The sequence below is a fragment of the Streptomyces chiangmaiensis genome (assembly GCF_036281785.1).
Classification (GTDB): Bacteria; Actinomycetota; Actinomycetes; order Streptomycetales; family Streptomycetaceae; genus Streptomyces; species Streptomyces chiangmaiensis.
This window is the reverse complement of sequence record NZ_JAYWVC010000007.1, coordinates 22,449-44,080: the sequence shown is the minus strand read 5'-3', so window position 1 is coordinate 44,080 and position 21,632 is coordinate 22,449. Positions and strand designations below refer to the sequence as shown.

The window sequence follows — 21,632 nt, the reverse complement described above, 5'->3', positions numbered from 1 at the left end:
TCTGCCTGCCGCTCGCGGTCGAGACGTCGTACTGCGACGTGGATCTGACGAGCCGGCCGAGCTCATCCAACGTCCCTTGCACCGCGCTCAGTTCGGCATCAGGCGCGGACTGACATCCGTACTTCGCGGCGCGGACAAGCGGGCGGCGGCACGCAGGCGACGCCTGTCGCTCTTAGGTCATGTCGCACTTGTGACACCTGTGGTCAGTGACAGGCCTGGCTGCACCAACGAATGATTCCGGACAAGTTGTGGCGTGCAGCTGTACGAAAGGTGTTCCCCTGATGGCAAGAATCCGCCGCATGGCGGCGATATCGACAGGATTGCTTGTGGTGGCCGGCGTTACGCCGGCCATCGCCGCAGCACGAGCGCCGGCCACCGACCCCGTCACTCGTCCCGTCGCCGTACGGGGGGCCCACTCCGCGACCGTACGGCTGGTGACGGGCGACCGGGTGACCGTGACGTCGCTGCCCGGCGGACGGCGCACCGCATCGGTGCAGCCCGGCCCCGGACGCGAGCACGTGCCCTTCGAGACGTTCGAGGGCGACGACAAGTCGCTGACCGTGATGCCGTTCGACGCCCAGGGGCTGGTGTCCGCCGGGACGCTGGACCGCCGGCTCTTCAACGTGACCGCCCTGATATCCCAGGGCTACGACGAAGCTCACATGTCCGCACTTCCGCTGATCGTCTCTTCCGAGCCGACCCGACAGGGGGCGAGGGTCAGCGCACAGGCGGCGAAGGCCGCCGCAGCCCTTGCCGACCGGCTGGTGGCGCTCAAGCCGACGCACTCCCGCACCCTGGCGAGCATCAACGCGCGGTCCATGCGGGTTTCCGACGACGATCTTGGGACGTTCTGGAAGACGCTGAACCCCGGTGGGAAGTCGGACGCCGCCCGGGCCGCGGTCACCCCGCGGATCTCGCTGGACGGCAAGGTCAAGGCCATGCTGGACCGCAGCACCGCGCAGATCAACGCCCCCACCGCCTGGAAGGCCGGCTACGAGGGCCAGGGCGTCAAGGTGGCCGTGCTCGACACCGGTGTCGACGCCAACCACCCCGACCTGGCCGGCCGCATCGCGGCGGCCGAGGACTTCTCCGGCAGCGGGAACACCGGTGACCACTTCGGCCACGGCACCCACGTCGCCTCCATCGTCGGCGGCACCGGCGCCGCCTCCGACGGCACCCGGCGCGGTGTCGCGCCCAAGGCCGACCTGCTGATCGGCAAGGTCCTGGACGACAACGGCATCGGCTCCGAGTCGGGCATCATCGCCGGCATGGAGTGGGCGACCGCCGAGCACGCCAAAGTCGTCAACATGAGCCTCGGGGCGGACGTGCAGACCGACGGCACCGACCCGCTCAGCCAGGCCGTCGACAACCTGACCGCCTCCACCGGCGCGCTCTTCGTCATCGCAGCGGGCAACTCGGGCCCGGACCCGTACACCGTCGGCACGCCGGGCGCAGCCGACTCCGCGCTGACCGTGGGTGCCGTCGACCGTGACGACTCCCTGGCCCCCTTCTCCAGCCGCGGTCCGCGCTTCGGCGACGAAGCGGTCAAGCCCGATGTGACCGCACCCGGTGTGGGCATCGTCGCCGCCCGCGCGGCCGGCACCACCCTGGGCGACCCGGTCGACGCCAACTACGTTGCGCTGTCCGGGACCTCGATGGCCACCCCGCACGTCGCCGGCGCCGCCGCGCTGCTGGCCCAACAGCACCCGGACTGGGACGCCCAGCAGCTCAAGGACGCGCTGATCAGCACCGCGCACACGGTGCCCGGCACCAAGGTGACCGAGCAGGGCGGCGGCCGCATCGACCTGGCCGCGGCCATGGGCCCGGTCACGGCCACCGGTTCCGTCACCCTCCCCCCGCTGACCATCGGTGGCACGCAGGGGCAGCAGCCGGCGGCCACCCTCCACTACACCAACACCGGCGATCACCCGCTCACCCTCTCCCTGGCCGTGAACCTGGCCACCGAGAACGGTCGGGCACTCCCCGACGGGGCGGTCAGTCCCGGTTCCAGCACCGTGCAACTGGCCCCGGGTGCCACCGCCGACGTGCCGCTGCGCACCGACGCGACACACGCTGTCCGCGGCAAGTTCTACGGATACGTCACCGCCAAGTCCGCCGACGGCACCGTGCTCGCCCACACCACCCTCTCCCTCGTGGTGCACACCCCCAAGCACCGGCTGACCGTGGTCTACCGCGACCGCAACGGCCAGATCAGGCCCGGCTGGCTGCCGAACATCTGGGGCTCCGACGGGTTCGTGGGCTACACGGACCGCGATGCGGGAGTCGCCGAGGTGGAAGAGGGCACGTACTACCTCAGCACCGGTTTCTACGACCGGACCGATGACGGCGAAGAGGCCGGCCAGATCGTCGACCCCGAGGTGAAGGTCACCAAGGACACGACGGTGACCCTGGACGCCTCGAAGGCCACCGAGGTGAAGATCCGCACGCCCCGCCCCGCCGAGCAGCACGGCGTCCTCAGCACCACGTTCTACCGCCGGATCGACGGTCGGGGCCTGATGGAGGGCGCCCTGTACTTCGACACCGTCAAGCGGCTCTATGTCAGCCCCACCGCCGAAGTCACCGACGGTGACTTCGAGTTCTCCTCGCGCTGGCAGATGACGGCCCCGCAGCTGCGGGCGGAGGTCTCGGGGAGCTCACAGGAGTTCAGCCCGTATTACCAGTGGCTCTCCCCGGTCTTCGGGGACAAGGGCGCGCGGCTGACCGCTGCGGCCGCCGGCCTGGCAGCCGCGCCCGACTTCAGCGGGGCGCGCGGCAAGCTGGCCGTCGTACGGGACGACAACTCCGCCTGGTACGACCGACAGGCTCTCGCGAAGGCCGCGGCGGACGCGGGGGCCAAGGCGCTGCTGGTGGTGCAGCCCGAGGGCTTCTCCGACTGGACCCGGTGGCAGCCGGACGGTGACCGGATGGCCCTGCCCAGCATGCAGACCTCCTGGAAGATCGGGTCGGCGCTGCTGGGGAGCATCGAGAAGGGCACCACGACGGTGCAGTTCTCCGGCACGGTGCGCAGCCCGTATCTGTACGACGTGATGCAGGTCTCGAAGGGCTCCATCCCCAAGCAGATCGTCTACACCGTCTCGGATCGCAACACCGCGGAGGTCCACAGCACATACACCCGCACCGGTGCCTCGGAGTGGGCGAGCGAGCAGCGGTTCGCATGGCGGCCGTTCCAGGACACGGCGTGGAACCAGTACAGCCGCTACGTTCCGGTGGGACAGGACCGCGTCGAGTACGTGAGCACCGGAGACACGCTGTGGCAGCACGTCGTGCACCACAACATCGTCTCCAACGTCGACTTCCCGCTGTCGGCCGGCATGCACGACCTCACGCACACCTACCAGCCCGGCCAGCACGCCACGGAGCGGTGGTTCGGAGCAGTGGTCCGCCCGTCGATCCCGCGCGGCAAGGGCCTGTCATCGGTGCGCAACGGCGACACCCTGTCGGTTTACATTCCGGAGTTCAACGACTCCGGCGCCGGTCACTGGTCGTTCGCGGAGGCCGACCCCTTCGGTGGGATCGGCGGCGGCGTCGGTGTGTCGTCCGCGAACGACACGGCCAAGGCGGAGCTGTACCGGAACGGGGAGCGGATCGCCACGTCCGACAACGGTGCGTGGGGTGACTTCGAGGTGCCCGCGGGCGACGCCGCATACCGGCTGGACCTGACCACCGGCCGCACCTCGGACGACTGGCGCTTCGGCACGGACACCCACACGTCCTGGACGTTCCGTTCGGACACCGCGGCCGAGACGACCCTGCTGCCGCTGCTCCAGCTCGACTACGACGCACCGGTCGACGCACAGAACGCGGTGGGACAGGCGCGCCCGCACACGGTCGGCATGACCGTCCGCATGCAGGACGGCATGGCCGCCCCGCGCGGCGTGAAGCTGAAGGTCGAGGCGTCCTACGACGACGGGCAGACCTGGGCCACGACGCGTACCGCACCGCGGGACGGCGTGGGACAGTTCGCCGCCACCGTGGAGCGTCCGTCGAACGTGCACGGCGACGCGTACGTGACGCTGCGGGTGACCGCGACGGACTCCGCCGGCAACAGCGTCCAGCAGACCGTGGAGCGGGCGTACCTGCACCGCGGCACCGAGTGAGCCGTCGACAACGCTGACGCGGACCATCCCGACCGAACCGCGGCGGGTGCCAGGACCATGCGGTCTCTGCCACCCGCCGCGGTGTGCTCATTCCGTTCCGGTTGTCATGGGCGGTGTGATCGCGGCCGGTGTGGTTACGCGGTCAGCACACCGGTGGTCAGCAGCCCAAGCAGCGCTATGCCGATGACTATCCGGTAGATCACGAAGGCATTGAACGAGTGCCGGGCGACGAACTTCAGCAGCCACGCGATCGAGGCGTACGCGACCACGAAGGAGACGGCAGTGCCGACGGCGAGCGGCACGGCACCGACCCCGGCACCGACAGCGTCCTTCAGCTCGTACAGGCCGGCGCCGGTCAGCGCCGGAATACCCAGGAAGAACGACAGACGCGTGGCCGCCACCCGGTCCAGATCCAGGACGAGCGCGGTGGACATCGTGGCGCCCGAGCGGGAGAAGCCGGGGAAGAGCAGGGCAAGGATCTGCGAACTGCCCACCAGCATGGCGTCCTTGAGCGTGGTGTCGTCCTCCCCGCGCTTGTGCCGGCCCATCTGGTCGGCCGCCCACATCACGCCGGATCCGACGATCAGCGAAACGGCCACCACCCACAGCGAGCCCAGCGGCCCCTCGACGAGCCTCTTGGCGGCCAGGCCCACCACGACGATCGGGATGGTCGCGTAGATGACCCACCAGGCGAACTTGTAGTCGTGGTGGTACCGCTCCTCGCGGTTGCGCAGGCCACGGCCCCAGGCGGACACGATCCGCACGATGTCCTTGAAGAAGTACAGCAGCACGGCGGCGATGGCGCCGACCTGGATGACGGCGGTGAAGCCGACGACGGAGGTGTCGTCGACCGGTATGCCCATCAGCCCTTCGGTGATCTTCAGATGGCCGGTGGAGGAGACGGGCAGGAACTCGGTCACCCCCTCGACGACTCCGAGGACAACGGCTTGGCCGAGGCTGATGGCGCTCATCGTGATTCCTGTCTGTGGTGTCGGGGACATGGTGCGGTGAACGAAGTGACGGAGGCCGCGAGAGCGGACATGCGGGAAGCGGGACGGCGGTCAGTGGCGCAGGGCGTGTGCCGCCAGGCCGTGCCACTTGGATTTGTGGCGTGCCGATGCGCGGGAGTGGCGGGTGGCGTCAAGGTCGGCGAACAGGTCCTCGTAGGTGTGGACGATGCGCGAGGGGTCGTAACGGAGGGCGCCCCGGCGTGCGGCCCGGCCCATGCGGCGGCGGGCGGGCTCGTCGGCGATCAGGTCGAGCAGCGCAGTGGCCAATGCCCGCCGGTCGCCTGTGGGCACCAGGCGGCCGTCGACGCCGTCGTGGATGATCTCCGCGGGGCCGAGCGGGCAGTCGGTGGAGACCACCGGGACCCCGCAGCGCATTGCCTCGACCAGGGTCATGCCGAAGGATTCGGCGTCGGAGGCGGAAGCGACGATGGACGCTTTGGCGAACTCGGCCTCGATCGGGGAGACCACGCCCATCAGCACCGCTCGGCCGCCCAAGCTCCTCTCGTCGATCAGCTGTTGCAGGCGGTCCTTCTCGGGGCCGGCGCCGTAGATCCGCAGCGTCCAGTCGGGATGCTTGGCGGCGACCTCGGCGAACGCCTCAATGAGCAGGTCGAACCGCTTGCCCCGGGTCAGGCGCCCCGCCGCGGCGACAACCCTGGTGCCGGCGTCGGCGGGCGGCAGGCCGGGGTCGGGCACACCGTTCGGAACGGCCAGGACCCTGACCCCCGGCAGGCGCATCTTCGCCCGGTATATGGCGGCGTCCGCCTCAGTGGTGGTGACCAGAGCGTCCAAGTCGCGGTATTGGCGGGCGAGCTGGGTGCGCAGCTTCTTTGTGTGCGTGTCGTGGGTGAGGTGTTCCTGGGCTATGCGCAGGGCGCTGGGCGGGGCGAAACGAGCGACGTAGACGTTGATGCCCGCGCGGGTGCCGGTGATCACGTCCGCCTCGGCGTCCCCCAGGTAACGCTCCACTCGGTGGTCGGTCAGACGGCTGTACTGGTGGTACCGCTTCTCGGCCACGGGGAAGGCCAAGGAGCGTTCGTGCAGCAACGGATCGGCCAGGTCAGCGGAGTCCTTGCGCACGTCGACCAGAGGCAGCACCGTCACCCGCGGGTCGATGTCGAACCGTGGGTGGGTGCGGTGCCGCCGGACGGACACGATCGTCACCTCGTGGCGGCCGGCGAGTGCCGCGGCGAGGTTGAGGGTGGTGCGGTTGGTGCCGCCGATGCCGTAGATGTCGTGGATCAGGAACGTGATCTTCACGCGGCGTGCTTTCGGGCCGGCTTCCTTGCGCCGCTGCCGTGTCGGCGGGCACGCAGGAGTTCCAGGGCCAGCGGCAGCAGGGAGACGACGACGATCAGCCCGACCAGGGGCAGCAGGTAGTGGTCGACGTTCGGGATGCTCGACCCGAGGGCGTATCCGGCCAGGACCAGGCCCGCCGTCCACACCAGCCCGCCGGCCGCCTGCCACAGCGCGAAGGTGCGGGTGGGCACGCCCACGATCCCGGCGAGGGGGTTGAGCACGGTCCGTACCACCGGGATGAACCGGCCCAGCACGATCGCCTTGCCGTGGCCGTACCGGGACAGCAGCTCCTCCGCCCGCGTAACCCCGTTCGCCAGGTGCCGGTTGCGGGTGCGGGCCGCGAACGCCCGACCGGCGCGACGGCCGAGCAGATGGCCCACCTGGGCGCCGAGCAGTGCCCCGGCCGCCGCGGCGGCCAGCACGGCGGGCAGCGAAAGATGCACACCGTGCTGGGTTGCCGTGCACAGCAAACCGGCCGTGAACAGCAGCGAGTCACCGGGCAGGAAGAAGCCGATCAGCAGCCCGGTCTCGGCGAACAGCACCAGGAACACGCCCGCGGTGCCGAGCGTCGTCAGCAGCGAGGTGGCATCCAGCGGATTGAGGGCCTGGAACACCCAGGTTCCTTTCCGGCCACGCGGCCATCGCGGGGGACGGGGACTGTCTCCGGCGCAGGAGGCATGGCACACTCAGGAGACGGCAGCATTTACACCGCCGTAGAAGTTCTACATGAATGTAGAAGACGAGCGGGAGAACGACAAACCCCATGCGCGACACCACGCACGACCGGGGCGCCAAGCGGCCCAACGGCGCACGCGAAGCGGAGATCCTCGCACTGCTGCAGCAGGCGGACAGCGCCATGACCCCAGGCGAGGTCACCGAGCTCCTCGGCGCTGAGCTCACCTACAGCACTGTGGTGACGATTCTCACCCGGATGCACACCAAACAGCTGCTCACCCGCACCCCGCGCGGGAGGGCCTATGCGTATGCGCCGGTGACGGACGATGCCGGGTTCGCCGCCCGCCGCATGCGCTCCGTCTTGGAGGAGCGGCCCGACCGCGAAGCCGTGCTCGCCCGCTTCGCCGACGCACTGTCCGACACCGACGCCGATCTGCTGCGCCAGTTGCTGGACCTCGAACACGGCTCGCACCAGTGAGACGGGGCCGCCCGAATGCACATCGCCGTCTACCTGCCGCTGCTGTTCTGTCTTTTCGCACCGCTGGGCGCCCGGCCACTGGCCGAGCGGTGTGAGCCGCGCCTGGCCACGTGGCTGCTCACTGCCTCGTCCCTGGTCCTGGGAACGGCAAGCATCATCTCCCTGGGGCTGCTGGCCGTCACCGGTCTTATCCGTATCCCCCAGCTGGCCAGCCTCGGCCACTGGTCGGCCCATACCGCCCAGCACGACGACCCCGTCCAGCTCTCCATTGCCCTGGTCGCCGGACTGCTGCTCGGCGGAGCCGTGCTCATGGCCGCCCGCATGCTCTGGCACCGTGCCCGCAGCCTCGCCGCCGCCACGCTGGATGCCGCCTGCATGCCCGCTCGCGACGGCCTGGTCGTCGTCGATGATGAGGTCCCGGACGCCTTCGCGCTGCCCGGCCTGCCCGGCCTGGTCGTCGTCTCCACCGGCATGCTGCACACGCTCGACGAGACCGAGCACGACATCCTTCTCGCCCACGAGCGTGCCCACCTGAGCGCCCACCACTACGCGTTCGTCGCCTTGGCTCAGCTCGGCGCCGCCGCCAACCCCCTGCTGCGCCCCCTCGCCACAGCTGTCACCTACACCATCGAACGCTGGGCCGACGAGAGCGCGGCCGCTACCACCGGCGACCGAAGGCGTGTGGCCCGCACCGTCGGCAAAGCCGCCCTTGCCGCGCACGGCGCACCCACACTGGTGCGGGCCGGCCGCGCCGCCCTCGGCATCCTCGGCCGCCGGGGCCCGCTCGCGGCCGCCGGCCCGGTTCCCCGCCGAGTCGCCGCCCTGCTCGCCCCGCCTTTGGGGCTCTCCCCGGCACTTACCGCCGCGACCGCAACCGTCCTGACGTCCGCGATGCTCGCCACGGCCGAGGCCGCCCACGACCTCCACCACCTTCTGAAGGCCGTCGGCGCGGGATAGCGAGTCCTCTTCCTCCTGTCCCCGGCGACGCTCGTACCGAAGGAGGATCAATCAGAGGTCGGGCCAGAACGCTGCGGCCCTGCGCGTGAGATCGGCCGCCGGCGCTGAGCGGGAGCACTGCGCACGAAGATGCGACAGCCGCCGTCGGCAGCGCCGGTGCGAATCTCAGTGCGTGTGCCCGACGGCATTGCGGGCAGGCGTCGTGTGCCGGTGGCATCCGCTCCACACAACCCACGCCGAGGATGCCGCCGGCCTTGGGAACGCGACGGAGCGTCATTTGTGCTGGCCAGGCCTTGTGGCCGTTCCGGAAGTCCGGCACCCGGAGCGTGGCCAGGTGCAACCGAGACATCGCGGGACGAGTTGCAGACCCCTCGGTCCATCTTCTACATTCGTGTAGAACTTCTACACGCGCGTAGATGTCATGGCCCCGAGTGTGTCATGTGCCTACTCGGTGCGCCCACCGCACCACCTCGAACTCAGGCGAGGAATTCCCGTGACCGAACTGTCCTATCTCCAGGCCGTTGTCATCGGCGCCCTCCAGGGCGTGACCGAACTCTTTCCGGTCTCCAGCCTCGGCCACTCCGTGCTGGTGCCGGCCTGGATCGGCGGCTCCTGGCGGCACCTGGTCACCGAGAACTCCACCGGCAACTCGGAAGGCTCCCCCTACCTCGCCTTCATCGTGGCCCTCCACGTGGCGACAGCTGCGGCCCTGCTGGCCTTCTACCGCAAGGACTGGGTCCGCATCATCCGCGCCTTCGTCAGCACGGTGCGCACCCGCCGGGTCGAGACCTCGGCCGAACGTCTCGCCTGGCTGCTGATCGTGGCCACCGTCCCGGTCGGCCTCACCGGCCTGGCCCTGGAGCACACCTTCCGAACCCTGTTCGCCAAGCCGCTGGCAGCCGCGGTGTTCCTCACCGTCAACGGGCTGATCCTGCTGGTCGGTGAGCGGCTGCGGCGCGGTTCGGAAGTACGGCAGGCGGCGGCTCGCAGGGCAGCGGTGAGCGCGGGTCCCGGGGCGGTCCTCGAAGCCGGAATCACCGCGGAATCAGGGAACCGACAGCTGGACACCCTGAGCTATCGCGAGGCGGGCGTCATCGGCCTGTTCCAGACTCTGGCGCTGCTGGCGGGGATCAGCCGGTCGGGCATCACGATGGTCGGAGGGCTGTTGCGCGGCCTGGATCACGAGGACGCCGCGAAGTTCTCCTTCCTGCTGGCCACTCCGGTGATCCTGGCGGCGGGCCTGCTGAAGCTGCCGAGCCTGGCCGGGCCGGCGGGTGCGCACATTCACGGTCAGGTGATCGTGGGCTTCTTCACCGCCGCGATCGCCGCGTACGTCGCGGTGCGCTTCCTGTCCCGGTACTTCACCACCCGCACTCTCACCCCGTTCGCCGTGTACTGCCTGCTGGCCGGGGGCGCCAGCATCATCCAGTTCGCCTGAGGGCGTGGCGGGCGCCGCAGCGGCGCGACGGCCGTGAGGTGGAGACCCTGGGAGTACCACGCAGTTGCCGGCGCGGCGGCGCCCGATCGCGTCAGCTCGTCACGATGCCGTGCAGCAGCAGGTCGATGAGCCTGGTGGCCAGGTCACGCTGTTCCTCGCTGGCGGCCATGAGGCTGATCCCGCCCAGGGCCATCAGTACGTCCTGCGCATCGACCCCCGGCCGCGCCACCGGCCCGCCCTCTCCGGCGGTGAGCAGGTGGGTGATGGCGTCCGCGAGCAGGGCCCGGGTGTGCAGCTTCTCGCTGTCGTCGGTCAGTACCACGGCCAGCGCGTCGGCCATGCCCTGCTTGGCGGCCATGAAGTCGATGAAGCGCTCCATCCAGGTCTGCAGTGCGTCCTGCGGTGGCAGCGTGGCCGTGAGATGCGGCGCCGCCTCGCACAGGTGCTGTACTTCCTGTCGGTAGATCGCCTCGATCAGCAGTTCCTTGGAGGGGAAGCGGCGGTAGAGGGTGCCGACGCCCACGCCGGCGGCGCGGGCGATGTCCTTGACCGAGGCGCCCGCTCCCTCGCGGGCGAAGGCGGTCGCCGCGGCCTTCAGCAGCTTGTCCTCGTTGCGCTGCGCATCGGCGCGAAGCGGCTTGCGGTGCCGCGCTGTGTCCCCCTCGTGGCCGGTCACTCCCGACTCCCTTCCTGCCGCACTTGCAAGCGGAACCAGTTCCGCTTACTCTCGAACTTGAACCGGAACCAGTTCCGGATATGAGCGTACGACGGCCCCCTGCCTCCGCGCCACCGGCCGTGGACGCGCCGCCCCATTCCACCCGCTTCCGGGAGAGCCTTATGACCGACAACCTCGTCACCACCCCGTTCGGCGCACAGACGACCGCCGAGGAGGTGCTGGCCGGTATCGACCTCAGCGGCCGCCGTGCCGTCGTCACCGGGGGAGCCTCCGGCATCGGACGTGAAACCGCCCGTGTCCTGGCCGCTGCAGGCGCCGAGGTGACCATCGGCGTCCGCGACCTGGCCGCGGGCGCACGGGTCGCCGAGCAGATCGCCTCGGCGAGCGGCCCGGGAACGGTGCGCGCCGCGATGCTCGACCTCGCCGACCAGGCCTCGGTGCGCGCCTTTGTGGAGGCATGGCGGGGGCCGCTGCACATCCTGGTCCTCAACGCCGGTGTGATGGCCTCGCCGCTGGAGCGGACGAAGGAGGGCCGGGAAATGCAGTTCGCCACCAACCACCTCGGCCACTTCGCCCTCGCCACCGGTCTGCACGGCGCCCTGACGGCAGCCCGCGGCGCACGCATGGTCGCCGTCAGCTCGGTCGGCCACGTCAACGGCGACGTGCTCTTCGACGACATCGACTTCGAGCAGCACCCCTACGACCCGTGGGCGGCCTACAGCCAGTCGAAGACCGCCAACGTCCTGTTCGCCGTCGAGGCGGCCCGCCGCTGGGCGTCCGATCTGATCACCGTGAACGCCCTCAACCCGGGCCGCATCACCAGCACCCGGCTCGGCCGCCACATCGGGGACATCTCCAACAGCCCCACCTCGTTCGACCCCACCAGCAGCGACGTGTCCTGGAAGAACATCGAGCAGGGCGCCGCCACCTCGGTGCTGCTCGCCGCCTCCCCGCTGGTCGAGGGTGTGACCGGCCGGTACTTCGAGGACTGCAACGAGGCCGGCCCGCACCGGCCCGGTGTCCGCCGGGGAGTGGCCGCCCACGCCGTGGACCCCCAAAGCGCGGCCCGCCTGTGGCAGATCTCCCTCGACATGACCGTGGCCGCCGCCACCACGACCGCCTGACGACGCCCCACCACACTGCCGAGCGCGAGCCGTCCTCCGACCACGCGCTGCGCCCGCTCGCCGGCTGCACCCGCGAGCCCGCCGCCGGCCACAGCCCGCATCCGTGGGCCCGCACCGAGCAGCCCCCGGATGCACCGGGCGGCGCCTCACCCGCCCGGGTACCGCCCTCATGGGCCCCGTGAGCAGCCCGCTTACCGGTCAAGTGCGCGTCGATGCACGGCCCTTCACACCCCCGAGCCGTCACTGACCCGGACCTGTCTGTCCGCGCGGTCACCGGCCCGGGATCCATTCTCGATCTGAATCAAGGCGTCAGTGATGTCTGCACGTCTGCACAACGCCGTTGCCCTCGTGACCGGTGCCGGCAGCGGTAACGGCGGGGCAACCGCCCTGAGCCTGGCCGCCGAGGGTGCCGCCGTCGAGGTGGTCGCCCGGCGCCGTCACCGGCTCGAGGAGCTCGCCGGGAAGATCCGCGCCGAGGGCGGGACGGCCCTCGCCGTTGGCGCCGACATCACGGAGCAGGAACAGGCCACGGCCGCGGTGGCGCGTGTGGTGGCCGAACCGGGCCGCCTCGACGTCCTGGATCAGCAGTTGGCCGGGATGGAGATGCTGCGTCCCGAGGACATCGTGGACACGGTCTGCTACGTCGTCACTCGCGACCGCAGGGTCTCCGTGAACGAGGTCCTCGTCCGCGCCTCCGAGCAGACCTGGTAGGTCCCGTGGCGGCACGAGCCCGCTCGGGGCAGATCCTGCTCAGCCGAGTGGCGGAACCTCAAAGCGGCCGGGCCGGTGCGAGGGGCTGCTCCAACTGGCGAGGAGTTTCAGGCTTTCCTCGGAGGAGGAGCCGGGCTCGGCGGTGTAGATGCCGAGGGTCTGGCCGGGGTCGTCGGTGGCGGTGAAGGACTCGTAGCCCAGGACGAGGTCGCCGACGAGGGCGTGGTGGTAGCGCTTGGTGCCATGGGTGCGCTGGAAGACGTCGTGGTCGGCCCACCAGCGGCGGAAGTCGGGGTCGCGGAGCGAGAGTTCCCCGACGAGTTCGGCCAGGGCCGGATCATGGGCGTGGCGTCCGGCGTAAAGGCGCAGGGAGGCGACCGTTCCACGGGCGGCTTCCTCCCAGTCGGCGTGCAGCGCGCGCACCTGCTCGTCGAGGAAGAGCAGCCAGGCCATGTTGCGGCGACGGGCGGGCAGCGCGTCGAAGTCGGTGTAGAGCGCCCGGGCGAGGTGGTTGCCGGCCAGCACGTCCAGGCGCCGCCCCAGGACAAGGACCGGGACGTGGGTGAGGGTGTCGACCAGCAGTTGCAGGCCCGGGCGAACGCGCTGCGGCGGCAGTGGGCGGGGCCGGGCACGGGAGGGTCGCGCGATCCGGAACAGGTGTGTGCGCTCCAGATCGCTGAGTCGCAGGGCGCGTGCGAGGGCGTCCAGGACCGCCTCCGAGACGCCTGTGTGGCGCCCGCGCTCGAGGCGGACGTAGTAGTCCACGCTGACGCCGGCGAGCTGGGCGACCTCCTCGCGCCGTAGGCCGGGCACCCGCCGTGTGCCGGGATGCGGTGGAAGGCCCGCCTCCTGGGGGGTGATCTTCGCGCGGCGCGAGCGCAGGAATTCGCGCAGCTCCGCGTTCGGCTCATGACTCATGCGACCAGCGTAGATGTGGCGGACCCCGGTGCCGAGCCGCGAAGGGGGCACTGCTGGACCCCCCGTACAAGCAGGTCTCTCACCCCGGCCGACGGCCGTGTTTGGCTCGAGTGCAAGCACAAGCAGTGCCATCACAAGCACCAGGAGGTGATCTGCGATGAAGCGCAGGATTCTCGGCGGTACCGGTATGTCGGTGAGTGAGTACGCGCTCGGCGCGATGATGTTCGGCGCGATGGGCAACACCGACCACGACGAGAGCATCCGCATGATCCACACGGCGCTCGATGCGGGCGTCAACCTCATCGACACCGCGGATGTCTACTCCGGCGGGGAGTCGGAAGACATCGTGGGCAAGGCCCTCAAGGGCCGCCGCGACGAAGTGGTGCTGGCGACCAAGTTCGGGCTCCCGATGGGGGAGGACCCCGACCGGCGCGGCGGCTCGGCCCGGTGGATCCGCCGGGCGGTCGAGGACAGTCTGCGCCGGCTGGGCACCGACCACATCGACCTGTACCAGATGCACCGCCCGGACCCGGCCACCGATATCGACGAGACCCTCGCCGCCCTGTCGGACCTGATCCGCGCCGGGAAGGTCCGTGCCGTCGGCGGCTCCTTCTTCGCCCCCGAGGAGATCGTGGAGGCCCAGTGGACGGCCGAGCGCCGTGGCCACCACCGCTTCCGTACCGAGCAGTCGCCGTACTCCATCCTCACCCGCGGTGTGGAGAACCGCGTGCTGCCCACCGCCCAGCGGTACGGCATGGGCGTGCTGACCTTCGGCCCGTTGAACTCCGGCTGGCTCTCCGGCCGCACCGACCCCACCGCGGGGCACCGCAACGCCGGACTCGGCACGAAGATGTTCGACCTGTCCAAGCCCGGTGTGCAGGCCAAGGCCGACGCCGTGCGGAAGCTCACCGCCCTGGCTGCCGAGGCCGGGCTGCCGCTCGCCCACCTCGCCGTCGCCTTCGTCCGCGCCCACCCGGCCGTCACCTCCGTGCTGATCGGACCCCGCCGCCCCGAGCAGCTCGCCGATCTCCTCGCCGGTGCCGACGTGGAACTGGGCGACGCCATCCTCGACCGCATCGACGCCATCGTGCCGCCCGGCGGCGACGTCAACCCGGACGACTTCTACATCGACCCCACCCCGGCCATCACCGACAAGCGTCTGCGCCGCCGCTGAAGCACGGCACGCGCCAACGGCCACGGAGACACAACCGGCGGAGCCCCGCCTCGACTTCGAGGCGTCGGCACTACGCCTCATCGCTCCTGACCGGCCGCTCCGCAGAACCGGCCCATGCGTGGCAACAAGAGAAACGCGCTCGGCGCCGCCCGCCCCCTGGGACGGATCGCCGCCTGCGGCACCGATGCTCGGCTGACGTCAGCTCAGCGTCGGCTGCCGCGCCGCCTGTTCGGGTCGGGCCGGTGGTGCGCCCATCGCGCTTCGCGCGGTGTCCGGTGCACCACCGGCCGACTGTCGACCGGCTCACTCATGCGCTCCGACGCCGACCGGCGTCGGGAACGGGGCCGGTTCTCGTGGGTCTGCTAGCAGTACTTGGCGATCGCCGCGGCCGCGCCCGCGTTGAAGCCCTTCTCGTAGTTGGGGTCCAGGGTGGTGATGCCCTGCGGTGCCTGTGCCTTGCAGGTGGCCTTGGCGAGCTTGAAGCCGTCCTCGTAGCCCTTGGCGTACTGGTCCTGGGTCTGCTTCTCCTCGGCCTGCTTGACCGTGCCGCAGGTGAGCATGGGGCCGCCCTCCTCCTGCATGGTCACGGTCCCGCCTGTGCTCGCGATCGTGAGGTTGCTCGAGAGCTTGCCCTCGGCCGTAGCCGTGAAGAAGGTCTTGTGCCCGCCCTGCGCGACGGTGACGTCCGCCCCGGGTGTGAGGCCCGTCCCGACGACGTTGAACCGTTCGGGTTTCTGGGCGTCTTGTGTCACATGACATGTGGCCTTGGGTGTCACCGCCTGGGCGGATCCGGCCATGAGCGGCAGTGAGCCGAGTGCCAGTGAGGAGAGTGCGAGAGGTGCCAACGCTGCGAGACGAAAACGTCCGTTCACTGTTCTGCCTTCCCTTCGGGGCATACGGGACCACATGCAGGTGGGAGGTTCGAACACACGGGGACGGGCGCGAATGGGTGCGGCGGTGTCACGCCTGACCGGCGCGGTCTCACCGCCCGGAGCCGTCGGGCCGGGACAACTCCCTGACGGCTTCCTACACATGGGCTCCGCATCCGATGACGGCCAAACCCCACCAGGGGGTGGCCTTTCGGTGCCCGTCCATGCTCTCGCAGCCCCATCGCGCTGTCGACTTGAGCGAACACAGTGTGTAATCACAGGACATCGGGGGCTTTTTCAGGATGTCGTCCACCAGGCGACCACCGACGGGGCCCGGGGTGCCGGCCTCCCCCGGCCGTCCCCTGGTTCTGCGGGGCCGCACCGTTGACACCGGGCCCTTGCGGTCGGAGACTCGGTCGAGGTGAGGTGAATTTAATTTCACCACACGAACTAGTGTGTCACAAGGGGGCGTCGGGATGCGTACGACGGTCGGCATCATCGGAGCGGGGCCCGCGGGGCTGCTGTTGGCGCGGCTTCTGCACAGGGCGGGTATCGATTCGGTCGTGCTGGAGAGCCGTGACCGGGCCTATGTCGAGCACCGGCAGCGCGCCGGGATCCTGGAGCAGGGCACCGTCGACGTGCTGAGGGCGGCAGGGGCGGGCGAGCGCATGGACCGTGAAGGGCTGCCTCACGACGGGATCGAACTGCGCTTCGCGCGCCGTCGCCACCGTCTCGACTTACCCGCCCTCACCGGCGGCAGGTCCGTGATGGTCTACGCGCAGACCGAGGTCTGCAAGGACCTCATCGCGCTCCAGCTGAAGGAGGGCGGACCGCTGCTGTTCGAGGGGGAGGCGCTCGCCGTCGAGGACGCGGCCACGGAGCGGCCCCGGATCCGCTTCCGCCACGAGGGCCGTGAGGACGTCCTGGAGTGCGCGTACGTCGTCGGATGCGACGGCTTCTGGGGCGTGTCCCGCAAGGCGGTCCCGTCCGGTCTGTCCCGCGTCTTCGAGCGCATGTACCCCTTCAGCTGGCTCGGCATCCTGGCCGATGTCGCGCCGTCGCACGACGAGCTCGTGTACGCCCGCCACGAACGCGGCTTCGCCCTGCTGAGCATGCGCTCCCCGTCCGTCTCCCGCCTCTACCTCCAGGTGCCGGCCGGCACGGACGCCGGGGAATGGTCCGACGACGAGATCTGGGCGGAGCTGGAGCGGCGCTTCGAGACCGCCGACGGCTGGACGCTCACCCGCGGGCCCATCACGTCCAAATCGGTGACTCCTATGCGCAGTTATGTCCACGAGCCCATGCGCCACGGACGCCTGTTCCTGGCCGGGGACGCGGCGCACATCGTGCCGCCCACCGGTGCCAAGGGACTGAATCTGGCCGTCGGCGACGTCGTCACCTTCGCACGGGCCCTGGCGCACCGGTGGGAGACGGGCGGGAGCGAGCGGCTCGATGCGTACTCCGAGACATGTCTGCGTCGCGTGTGGCAGGCTGAGCGGTTCTCCTACGAGATGACCTCGCTGTTGCACCGCGCCCCGGACGCCACACCGTTCGACGAGCGCATCCAGTTGGCCCGCCTGGCACGGCTCACCGCCTCGCGCGCCGCCGAGACGGACCTCGCCGACGGTTACACGGGGTTCCCGCTGGAGTGACCTTCCGCGGCGGGAGCGACGCCCGCTGATCCCCCGAACGGCCGATGGGCGGCCACCGGGTCGACCGAGGGTTTGCCGTCCGCGGGATCAGTGGCCGGTCTCGACTCTGTCCCAGGTTGGTCATGGGATGGGGTGGGTCCTCCCCGGGAATCAAGGACCCGCGTAGCGTGTTGCGCGCAAGGACGAGGGAAAGATCCTCCCCAAGCATTAGGGTCAATCCTTTGCCTACCTATTACTCTTGAGCCAAGGCCGCGCAGGGTGGCCATGGAGGAGTGAAATGAGGAGCAGCAACCCGGTCTTCTCGCGACGGGGGTTCAGCCGCGACAACGGCTACGCGGGCTTCAACACCGCGCCGCAGGCCGGGGGAGCCGCCGTCGGCACGCAGGGCAACCCGTACGCGCAAGGCAACCCGTACGCGGCCGGTAACCCCTACGCCCAGCAGACGCAGTACGGGGCCCCGCCGCAGGCCCCGGCCACCACCGGCCGGATGACGATGGACGACGTCGTCATGCGCTCGGCCATGACGCTCGGCACGGTCGCCGTGGGCGCGATCCTCGCCTGGGCTCTGCTGCCGGTCTCGTCCACCAGCTACGGCCTGGCGATCGGCTCCGCTCTCGTCGCGTTCGTCCTGGCGATGGTGCAGTCCTTCAAGCGCACCGCCTCGCCCGCGCTGATCCTCGGGTACGCCGCCTTCGAGGGCGTCTTCCTGGGCGTCATCAGCGAGATGTACAACGCGCAGTGGAACGGCGCACCCTTCCAGGCGGTGCTCGGAACGATGGCCGTCTCCGGTGCGACCCTGCTCATCTACAAGGCGGGCTGGATCCGCGTCACCGCTCGGTACGCCCGGATCGGTCTCGCCATCGCCGTCGCCTTCTTGGTGGTCATGGCGGTCAACCTGCTGCTGGTCGCCTTCGGGGTCGCCGAAGACGGCGGGCTGCGCAGCATGGGTCCGCTGGGCGCGATCGTCGGCATCATCGCGATTCTGCTCGGCGCGTTCTTCCTGACCCTCGACTTCAAGCAGATCGAGGACGGCATCGCCTACGGTGCGCCGCGCGAGGAGGCCTGGCTGGCCGCCTTCGGTCTGACCATGACCCTCGTGTGGATCTACGTGGAGATGCTGCGGCTGGTCGCCATCTTCAGTAACAACGACTGACCGCTCCCGTGCCCCTTTCGGGGCGCGGGACGCCGAAGGTCACGAAGGGCCCGTGAACCCCTGCCGGGGTGCACGGGCCCTTCGTCGTGGTGATGCCTGATCGCATGTGGGTTCGGTGGTCCGCGCTCAGAGCAGTTTGCGCGCGGCCCTCCTCAGGTCGTACTCGTGAATGATCGCCTTGGCGTGGCCGTACGCGAGATTGTGCTCGTGCCGGAGCCAGCTGACCTTCTCCTCGAAGCCGAGAGCGGGGCCTTCGTCGACGGTTCGCAACCAGTCGGACACTTCACGACCGGTGCAGTGGGGGATGCGGGCGAGCAGATTGCGATGGGTCTCCTCGGAGAAGACTTGGGACATCGGCGCCTCCGGACGCACTCGATGAAGCCGGTCCTTCAAGTCACCGTGCCTGAGCGTTCGCCTGTTGGCAACAGTCGTGCCCCAACGCGTAATCTCGCGGCGTGCTCGATACGACGCCTTTGACCCAGGCAGTGGATCACTTCGCCGACCGCTTGCGGGCCGCTCCACAGAGCCGGCTGCAGCGAGGCGGGGCGGCCGAGGCACTCGCTCTGGCCAGGGAGTTGGCGCGCCGTGCGCAGCTCCTCGAAGATCCCTCGGCCGAGCCCCGGGAGATGCCGGACGCAGGCATGTTCGCGGCGGCCGACCAGATCACGGTCGCCGGACACGACCTGGCGGTCGTCCTGAAAGACGCGGCGCAACTCGCCGAGGCCGTGGCACTCGTGGGGGAGGCACAGAAACGCGCCGGGGTGTGACTCCCGGCACACAGGGATGACGCGAGCGCTGTTACAGCGACGCGATGACGCGGTCCGCCAGGATGTAGACGGTCTCGTCGCCGCATGCGAACGTCAGTGCGTACGCGCCCGAGACGCCCGAGCCGCCCAGCAGGACCGGGGCCTGGCCGTCGTCGAGGGCCGTGGCCAGGCGTTCCGCGGTCTCGCGGTGGCCCGGAGTCATGCACAGCGTGGTGCCGTCCGCGAAGACGTAGACGTCGAGAGTGCCCAGCGGCCCCGGGCGGACGTCGGTGAGCTCGGTCCGCGCGGCGGCCAACTCCTCGAGGCGCGCGACTATGCGCTCGTGGTCGTTCACGACCGGGGACGGGGCCGGTACGAAGTCGGGGTGCGAGGGGTGGCGGCGGCGGGCGGCGGCCAACTCCGGGGACTCGCCGCCGAGGACTCCGTCCGTGGAGGTGCCACCGGCGAACTCGCTCTCGTCGGCGGTGGGCTCGGCCACCGGCTCCAGGCTGTCGTGTTCCAGGCCCGCGAAGTCCGACTGACGGGGCAGGAGGAGGTCGTTGTCGGGCAACCCGAACGGGGAGGGCGCGTCGGCGATGTCACGGGCCTCCTGCGCGGCCCAGAAGGCGCGCGCCTCGGCCAGCTCGCGCTCCCGCTCCTCGGCGAGGGCCTCGGCCACGGCCGTGCGTATCTCCTGCGCGTCGGCGGTGGAGCGGGCGGGGGGCACGGCACCGCGCACCTGCGCGGAGCGGCTCTCGGCGAGTTCGGTCCGCAGGGCCGCGAGCTGCCGGTGCAGCGCCCGCACGCTGTACAGGACGGCGACGCCCACGCCCGCGGCGGCGGACGTGGTGAGCAGCAGAGCTATCGGCATGGCGCTCACTGACGTACTCCCGGTTCAAAGTCGACCCTCGACTTCCTACATCAGCTTGAAGGGTGGACTATCCAGTTGTCAGTGCGTAACGTCACGAAACGGACAGGAGCCCGGCCGTCAGGTTCATTCATGAAACGGCTGTGACCTGCGTAAATTTCATTCAGGGGGAGATAGGTCACATCCTGGGGGAGATTGGATCACAAAACGGCCCGAAGCCCTGATGGAAGAGGCTCCGGGCCGTTGCACGGGGTCAGCTGAGGCGCTCGATCACCATCGCCATGCCCTGGCCGCCGCCGACGCACATCGTCTCCAGGCCGAACTGCTTGTCGTGCCACTGGAGGGAGTTGATCAGTGTGCCGGTGATGCGGGCGCCGGTCATTCCGAAGGGGTGGCCGACGGCGATGGCGCCACCGTTGACGTTCAGCTTGTCCAGCGGGATGCCGAGGTCGCGGTAGGAGGGGATCACCTGGGCGGCGAAGGCCTCGTTGATCTCGACGAGGTCGATGTCGTCGATGGTGAGGCCGGCTCGGTTGAGAGCCTGGGTGCTGGCCTCGACGGGGCCGTAGCCCATGATCTCGGGCGAGAGCCCGGAGACACCGGTGGAGACGATCCGCGCCAGCGGCGTGAGTCCCAGTTCCCGGGCCTTGGTGTCGCTCATGATGATCACCGCGGCGGCGCCGTCGTTGAGGGGGCAGCAGTTGCCGGCGGTGACGCGGCCGTCGGGGCGGAAGACGGGCTTGAGGCCGGCCACGCCCTCCATGGTGACGCCGGGGCGCGGACCGTCGTCCTTGCTGACGACCGTGCCGTCCGGGAGCGTCACCGGGGTGATCTCGCGCTCCCAGAAGCCCTTGGCGATGGCCTGCTCGGCGAGGTTCTGCGAGCGGACGCCGAACTCGTCCATCTCCTCGCGGGTGATGCCCTTCAGCCGGGCGAGGTTCTCGGCGGTCTGGCCCATCGCGATGTACGGGTCGGGAAGAAGGCCGTCCTCGCGCGGGTCGTGCCAGTCGGCGCCTTCGGACGCGGCGACGGCGGCCGTGCGGGCCTCGGCCTCCGCGAAGAGGGGGTTATGGGTGTCGGGGAGGCCGTCGGAGGTGCCCTTGACGCTGCGGCTGACCATCTCGACGCCGGCGGATATGAACACGTCGCCCTCCCCGGCCTTGATGGCGTGCAGGGCCATGCGGGAGGTCTGCAGGGAAGAGGAGCAGTAACGGGTGATGGTGCATCCCGGGAGATGGTCCATGCCCATCTGCACGGCGACGATGCGGCCGAGGTTGTGGCCCTGCTCGCCACCGGGCAGGCCGCAGCCGAGCATCAGATCGTCGATGTCCTTGGGGTCCAGCGCGGGGACCTTGTCCAGGGCGGTCTGGATGATGGTGGCGGTGAGGTCGTCCGGGCGGAGGTCCTTCAGGGAGCCCTTGAAGGCACGGCCGATGGGCGAGCGGGCGGTCGACACGATGACGGCTTCGGGCATCACGGCTCCATTGCACGAGGGAGGCAGGGCTGTGGGGGAAGCTACCCGTACGTACGGTGGAGGTCACGGAAACCGGGGTGTGACTCGGGCCGCACTTTTCTAAGCGCTTGCTTTTTCACCGGAGGGTCGGCCGGTGGCGGTGCGGGCGGTCGTCGTCCCGGTCTCTGGGCTGAACAGCGGTCCATGGGTACATCGGTGTCCGGCCCCGGCGTTTCCGCACCGGAGGGACTCCGGCATCCGCGCAGGGGCGGGCCCGGGACCGGAGCGTGGCCCTTCGCCGCGGCTCCGGCGG

At 70.1% G+C, this 21,632-nt stretch carries 19 protein-coding genes; 10 read left to right on the top strand and 9 right to left on the bottom strand.

All coding sequences use genetic code 11. From position 1 onward, the window contains the following. Positions 1-299: 299 nt before the first annotated feature. The gene (locus VXC91_RS04150) at positions 300-4,118 is read left to right on the top strand and encodes a S8 family serine peptidase (protein WP_329505168.1); all 3,819 of its coding nucleotides are present in this window, start codon (positions 300-302) and stop codon (positions 4,116-4,118) included. 134 nt (positions 4,119-4,252) lie between these two features. Here VXC91_RS04150 and VXC91_RS04145 read toward each other — a convergent pair whose 3' ends face one another. From VXC91_RS04145 to VXC91_RS04135, 3 genes are all read right to left on the bottom strand, one after another. After that, positions 4,253-5,089: an undecaprenyl-diphosphate phosphatase gene (locus tag VXC91_RS04145; RefSeq protein ID WP_329505167.1), complete on the bottom strand. Its 837-nt coding sequence runs from the start codon at positions 5,087-5,089 to the stop codon at positions 4,253-4,255. A 90-nt stretch (positions 5,090-5,179) separates the two neighbouring features. Further along, entirely contained in the window at positions 5,180-6,388 is a 1,209-nt protein-coding gene (locus VXC91_RS04140) for a glycosyltransferase family 4 protein (protein WP_329505165.1), read from the bottom strand. Beyond that, positions 6,385-7,041, bottom strand: coding sequence for a DedA family protein (locus VXC91_RS04135; protein WP_329505163.1), 657 nt, complete (start codon positions 7,039-7,041; stop codon positions 6,385-6,387). The genes VXC91_RS04140 and VXC91_RS04135 overlap by 4 nt, the downstream gene beginning before the upstream one ends. A gap of 149 nt (positions 7,042-7,190) precedes the next feature. Here VXC91_RS04135 and VXC91_RS04130 point away from each other — a divergent pair, with 149 nt between their 5' ends. The 3 genes from VXC91_RS04130 (at position 7,191) to VXC91_RS04120 (ending at position 9,975) form a co-directional block, all read left to right on the top strand. Next, complete coding sequence (locus VXC91_RS04130) at positions 7,191-7,580, top strand: BlaI/MecI/CopY family transcriptional regulator (protein WP_329505161.1); 390 nt, start codon at positions 7,191-7,193, stop codon at positions 7,578-7,580. A gap of 15 nt (positions 7,581-7,595) precedes the next feature. Further along, positions 7,596-8,537: a M56 family metallopeptidase gene (locus tag VXC91_RS04125; protein ID WP_329505160.1), complete on the top strand. Its 942-nt coding sequence runs from the start codon at positions 7,596-7,598 to the stop codon at positions 8,535-8,537. 493 nt (positions 8,538-9,030) lie between these two features. Further along, entirely contained in the window at positions 9,031-9,975 is a 945-nt protein-coding gene (locus tag VXC91_RS04120; RefSeq protein WP_329505159.1) for an undecaprenyl-diphosphate phosphatase, read from the top strand. A gap of 91 nt (positions 9,976-10,066) precedes the next feature. Here VXC91_RS04120 and VXC91_RS04115 read toward each other — a convergent pair whose 3' ends face one another. Next, the gene (locus VXC91_RS04115; protein ID WP_329505158.1) at positions 10,067-10,651 is read right to left on the bottom strand and encodes a TetR/AcrR family transcriptional regulator; all 585 of its coding nucleotides are present in this window, start codon (positions 10,649-10,651) and stop codon (positions 10,067-10,069) included. Positions 10,652-10,812: 161 nt separating this feature from the next. Here VXC91_RS04115 and VXC91_RS04110 point away from each other — a divergent pair, with 161 nt between their 5' ends. Both VXC91_RS04110 and VXC91_RS04105 read left to right on the top strand, forming a co-directional pair. Then, entirely contained in the window at positions 10,813-11,775 is a 963-nt protein-coding gene (locus tag VXC91_RS04110) for an SDR family NAD(P)-dependent oxidoreductase (protein ID WP_329505156.1), read from the top strand. A 315-nt stretch (positions 11,776-12,090) separates the two neighbouring features. Next, on the top strand, positions 12,091-12,486 hold the full coding sequence (locus VXC91_RS04105; RefSeq protein WP_329505154.1) for an SDR family NAD(P)-dependent oxidoreductase: 396 nt from the start codon (positions 12,091-12,093) through the stop codon (positions 12,484-12,486). Positions 12,487-12,525: 39 nt separating this feature from the next. On the opposite strand, the gene VXC91_RS04100 is transcribed toward VXC91_RS04105, so the two are convergent. After that, positions 12,526-13,404, bottom strand: coding sequence for a helix-turn-helix transcriptional regulator (locus VXC91_RS04100; RefSeq protein ID WP_329505152.1), 879 nt, complete (start codon positions 13,402-13,404; stop codon positions 12,526-12,528). 157 nt (positions 13,405-13,561) lie between these two features. On the opposite strand from VXC91_RS04100, the gene VXC91_RS04095 reads away from it, so the two are divergent. Beyond that, the gene (locus VXC91_RS04095) at positions 13,562-14,578 is read left to right on the top strand and encodes an aldo/keto reductase (protein ID WP_329505150.1); all 1,017 of its coding nucleotides are present in this window, start codon (positions 13,562-13,564) and stop codon (positions 14,576-14,578) included. A gap of 362 nt (positions 14,579-14,940) precedes the next feature. Here VXC91_RS04095 and VXC91_RS04090 read toward each other — a convergent pair whose 3' ends face one another. Continuing rightward, complete coding sequence (locus VXC91_RS04090; protein WP_329505148.1) at positions 14,941-15,423, bottom strand: hypothetical protein; 483 nt, start codon at positions 15,421-15,423, stop codon at positions 14,941-14,943. Positions 15,424-15,923: 500 nt separating this feature from the next. Between VXC91_RS04090 and VXC91_RS04085 the strand changes: the two genes are divergently transcribed. Together VXC91_RS04085 and VXC91_RS04080 are read left to right on the top strand one after the other, a co-directional pair. Next, on the top strand, positions 15,924-17,099 hold the full coding sequence (locus VXC91_RS04085) for a 4-hydroxybenzoate 3-monooxygenase (RefSeq protein WP_329505146.1): 1,176 nt from the start codon (positions 15,924-15,926) through the stop codon (positions 17,097-17,099). A 277-nt stretch (positions 17,100-17,376) separates the two neighbouring features. Further along, positions 17,377-18,252 carry a Bax inhibitor-1/YccA family protein gene (locus VXC91_RS04080; RefSeq protein WP_329505144.1) on the top strand — a complete coding sequence of 292 codons (876 nt, stop codon included), beginning with the start codon at positions 17,377-17,379 and terminating at the stop codon, positions 18,250-18,252. A 126-nt stretch (positions 18,253-18,378) separates the two neighbouring features. Here the strand turns inward: VXC91_RS04080 and VXC91_RS04075 are convergent, their stop codons facing one another. Beyond that, the gene (locus tag VXC91_RS04075) at positions 18,379-18,606 is read right to left on the bottom strand and encodes a DUF4287 domain-containing protein (RefSeq protein WP_329505142.1); all 228 of its coding nucleotides are present in this window, start codon (positions 18,604-18,606) and stop codon (positions 18,379-18,381) included. Between the two features lie 101 nt (positions 18,607-18,707). Between VXC91_RS04075 and VXC91_RS04070 the strand changes: the two genes are divergently transcribed. Further along, entirely contained in the window at positions 18,708-19,019 is a 312-nt protein-coding gene (locus tag VXC91_RS04070) for a hypothetical protein (RefSeq protein ID WP_329505141.1), read from the top strand. Between the two features lie 31 nt (positions 19,020-19,050). Here VXC91_RS04070 and VXC91_RS04065 read toward each other — a convergent pair whose 3' ends face one another. Both VXC91_RS04065 and VXC91_RS04060 read right to left on the bottom strand, forming a co-directional pair. Then, on the bottom strand, positions 19,051-19,869 hold the full coding sequence (locus tag VXC91_RS04065; protein ID WP_329505139.1) for a hypothetical protein: 819 nt from the start codon (positions 19,867-19,869) through the stop codon (positions 19,051-19,053). Between the two features lie 250 nt (positions 19,870-20,119). Continuing rightward, the gene (locus tag VXC91_RS04060) at positions 20,120-21,340 is read right to left on the bottom strand and encodes an acetyl-CoA C-acetyltransferase (protein ID WP_329505137.1); all 1,221 of its coding nucleotides are present in this window, start codon (positions 21,338-21,340) and stop codon (positions 20,120-20,122) included. Positions 21,341-21,632 lie beyond the last annotated feature (292 nt).

What these genes read in the sequence shown, in the direction of transcription:
- VXC91_RS04150 (WP_329505168.1), top strand. Translation starts at nt 300, where the DNA reads ATGGCGGCGATATCGACAGGATTGCTTGTGGTGGCCGGCGTTACGCCG.
- VXC91_RS04145 (WP_329505167.1), bottom strand. Translation starts at nt 5,089, where the DNA reads ATGAGCGCCATCAGCCTCGGCCAAGCCGTTGTCCTCGGAGTCGTCGAG.
- VXC91_RS04130 (WP_329505161.1), top strand. Translation starts at nt 7,191, where the DNA reads ATGCGCGACACCACGCACGACCGGGGCGCCAAGCGGCCCAACGGCGCA.
- VXC91_RS04125 (WP_329505160.1), top strand. Translation starts at nt 7,596, where the DNA reads ATGCACATCGCCGTCTACCTGCCGCTGCTGTTCTGTCTTTTCGCACCG.
- VXC91_RS04110 (WP_329505156.1), top strand. Translation starts at nt 10,813, where the DNA reads ATGACCGACAACCTCGTCACCACCCCGTTCGGCGCACAGACGACCGCC.
- VXC91_RS04105 (WP_329505154.1), top strand. Translation starts at nt 12,091, where the DNA reads ATGTCTGCACGTCTGCACAACGCCGTTGCCCTCGTGACCGGTGCCGGC.
- VXC91_RS04100 (WP_329505152.1), bottom strand. Translation starts at nt 13,404, where the DNA reads ATGAGTCATGAGCCGAACGCGGAGCTGCGCGAATTCCTGCGCTCGCGC.
- VXC91_RS04095 (WP_329505150.1), top strand. Translation starts at nt 13,562, where the DNA reads ATGAAGCGCAGGATTCTCGGCGGTACCGGTATGTCGGTGAGTGAGTAC.
- VXC91_RS04085 (WP_329505146.1), top strand. Translation starts at nt 15,924, where the DNA reads ATGCGTACGACGGTCGGCATCATCGGAGCGGGGCCCGCGGGGCTGCTG.
- VXC91_RS04080 (WP_329505144.1), top strand. Translation starts at nt 17,377, where the DNA reads ATGAGGAGCAGCAACCCGGTCTTCTCGCGACGGGGGTTCAGCCGCGAC.
- VXC91_RS04075 (WP_329505142.1), bottom strand. Translation starts at nt 18,606, where the DNA reads ATGTCCCAAGTCTTCTCCGAGGAGACCCATCGCAATCTGCTCGCCCGC.
- VXC91_RS04065 (WP_329505139.1), bottom strand. Translation starts at nt 19,869, where the DNA reads ATGCCGATAGCTCTGCTGCTCACCACGTCCGCCGCCGCGGGCGTGGGC.
- VXC91_RS04060 (WP_329505137.1), bottom strand. Translation starts at nt 21,340, where the DNA reads ATGCCCGAAGCCGTCATCGTGTCGACCGCCCGCTCGCCCATCGGCCGT.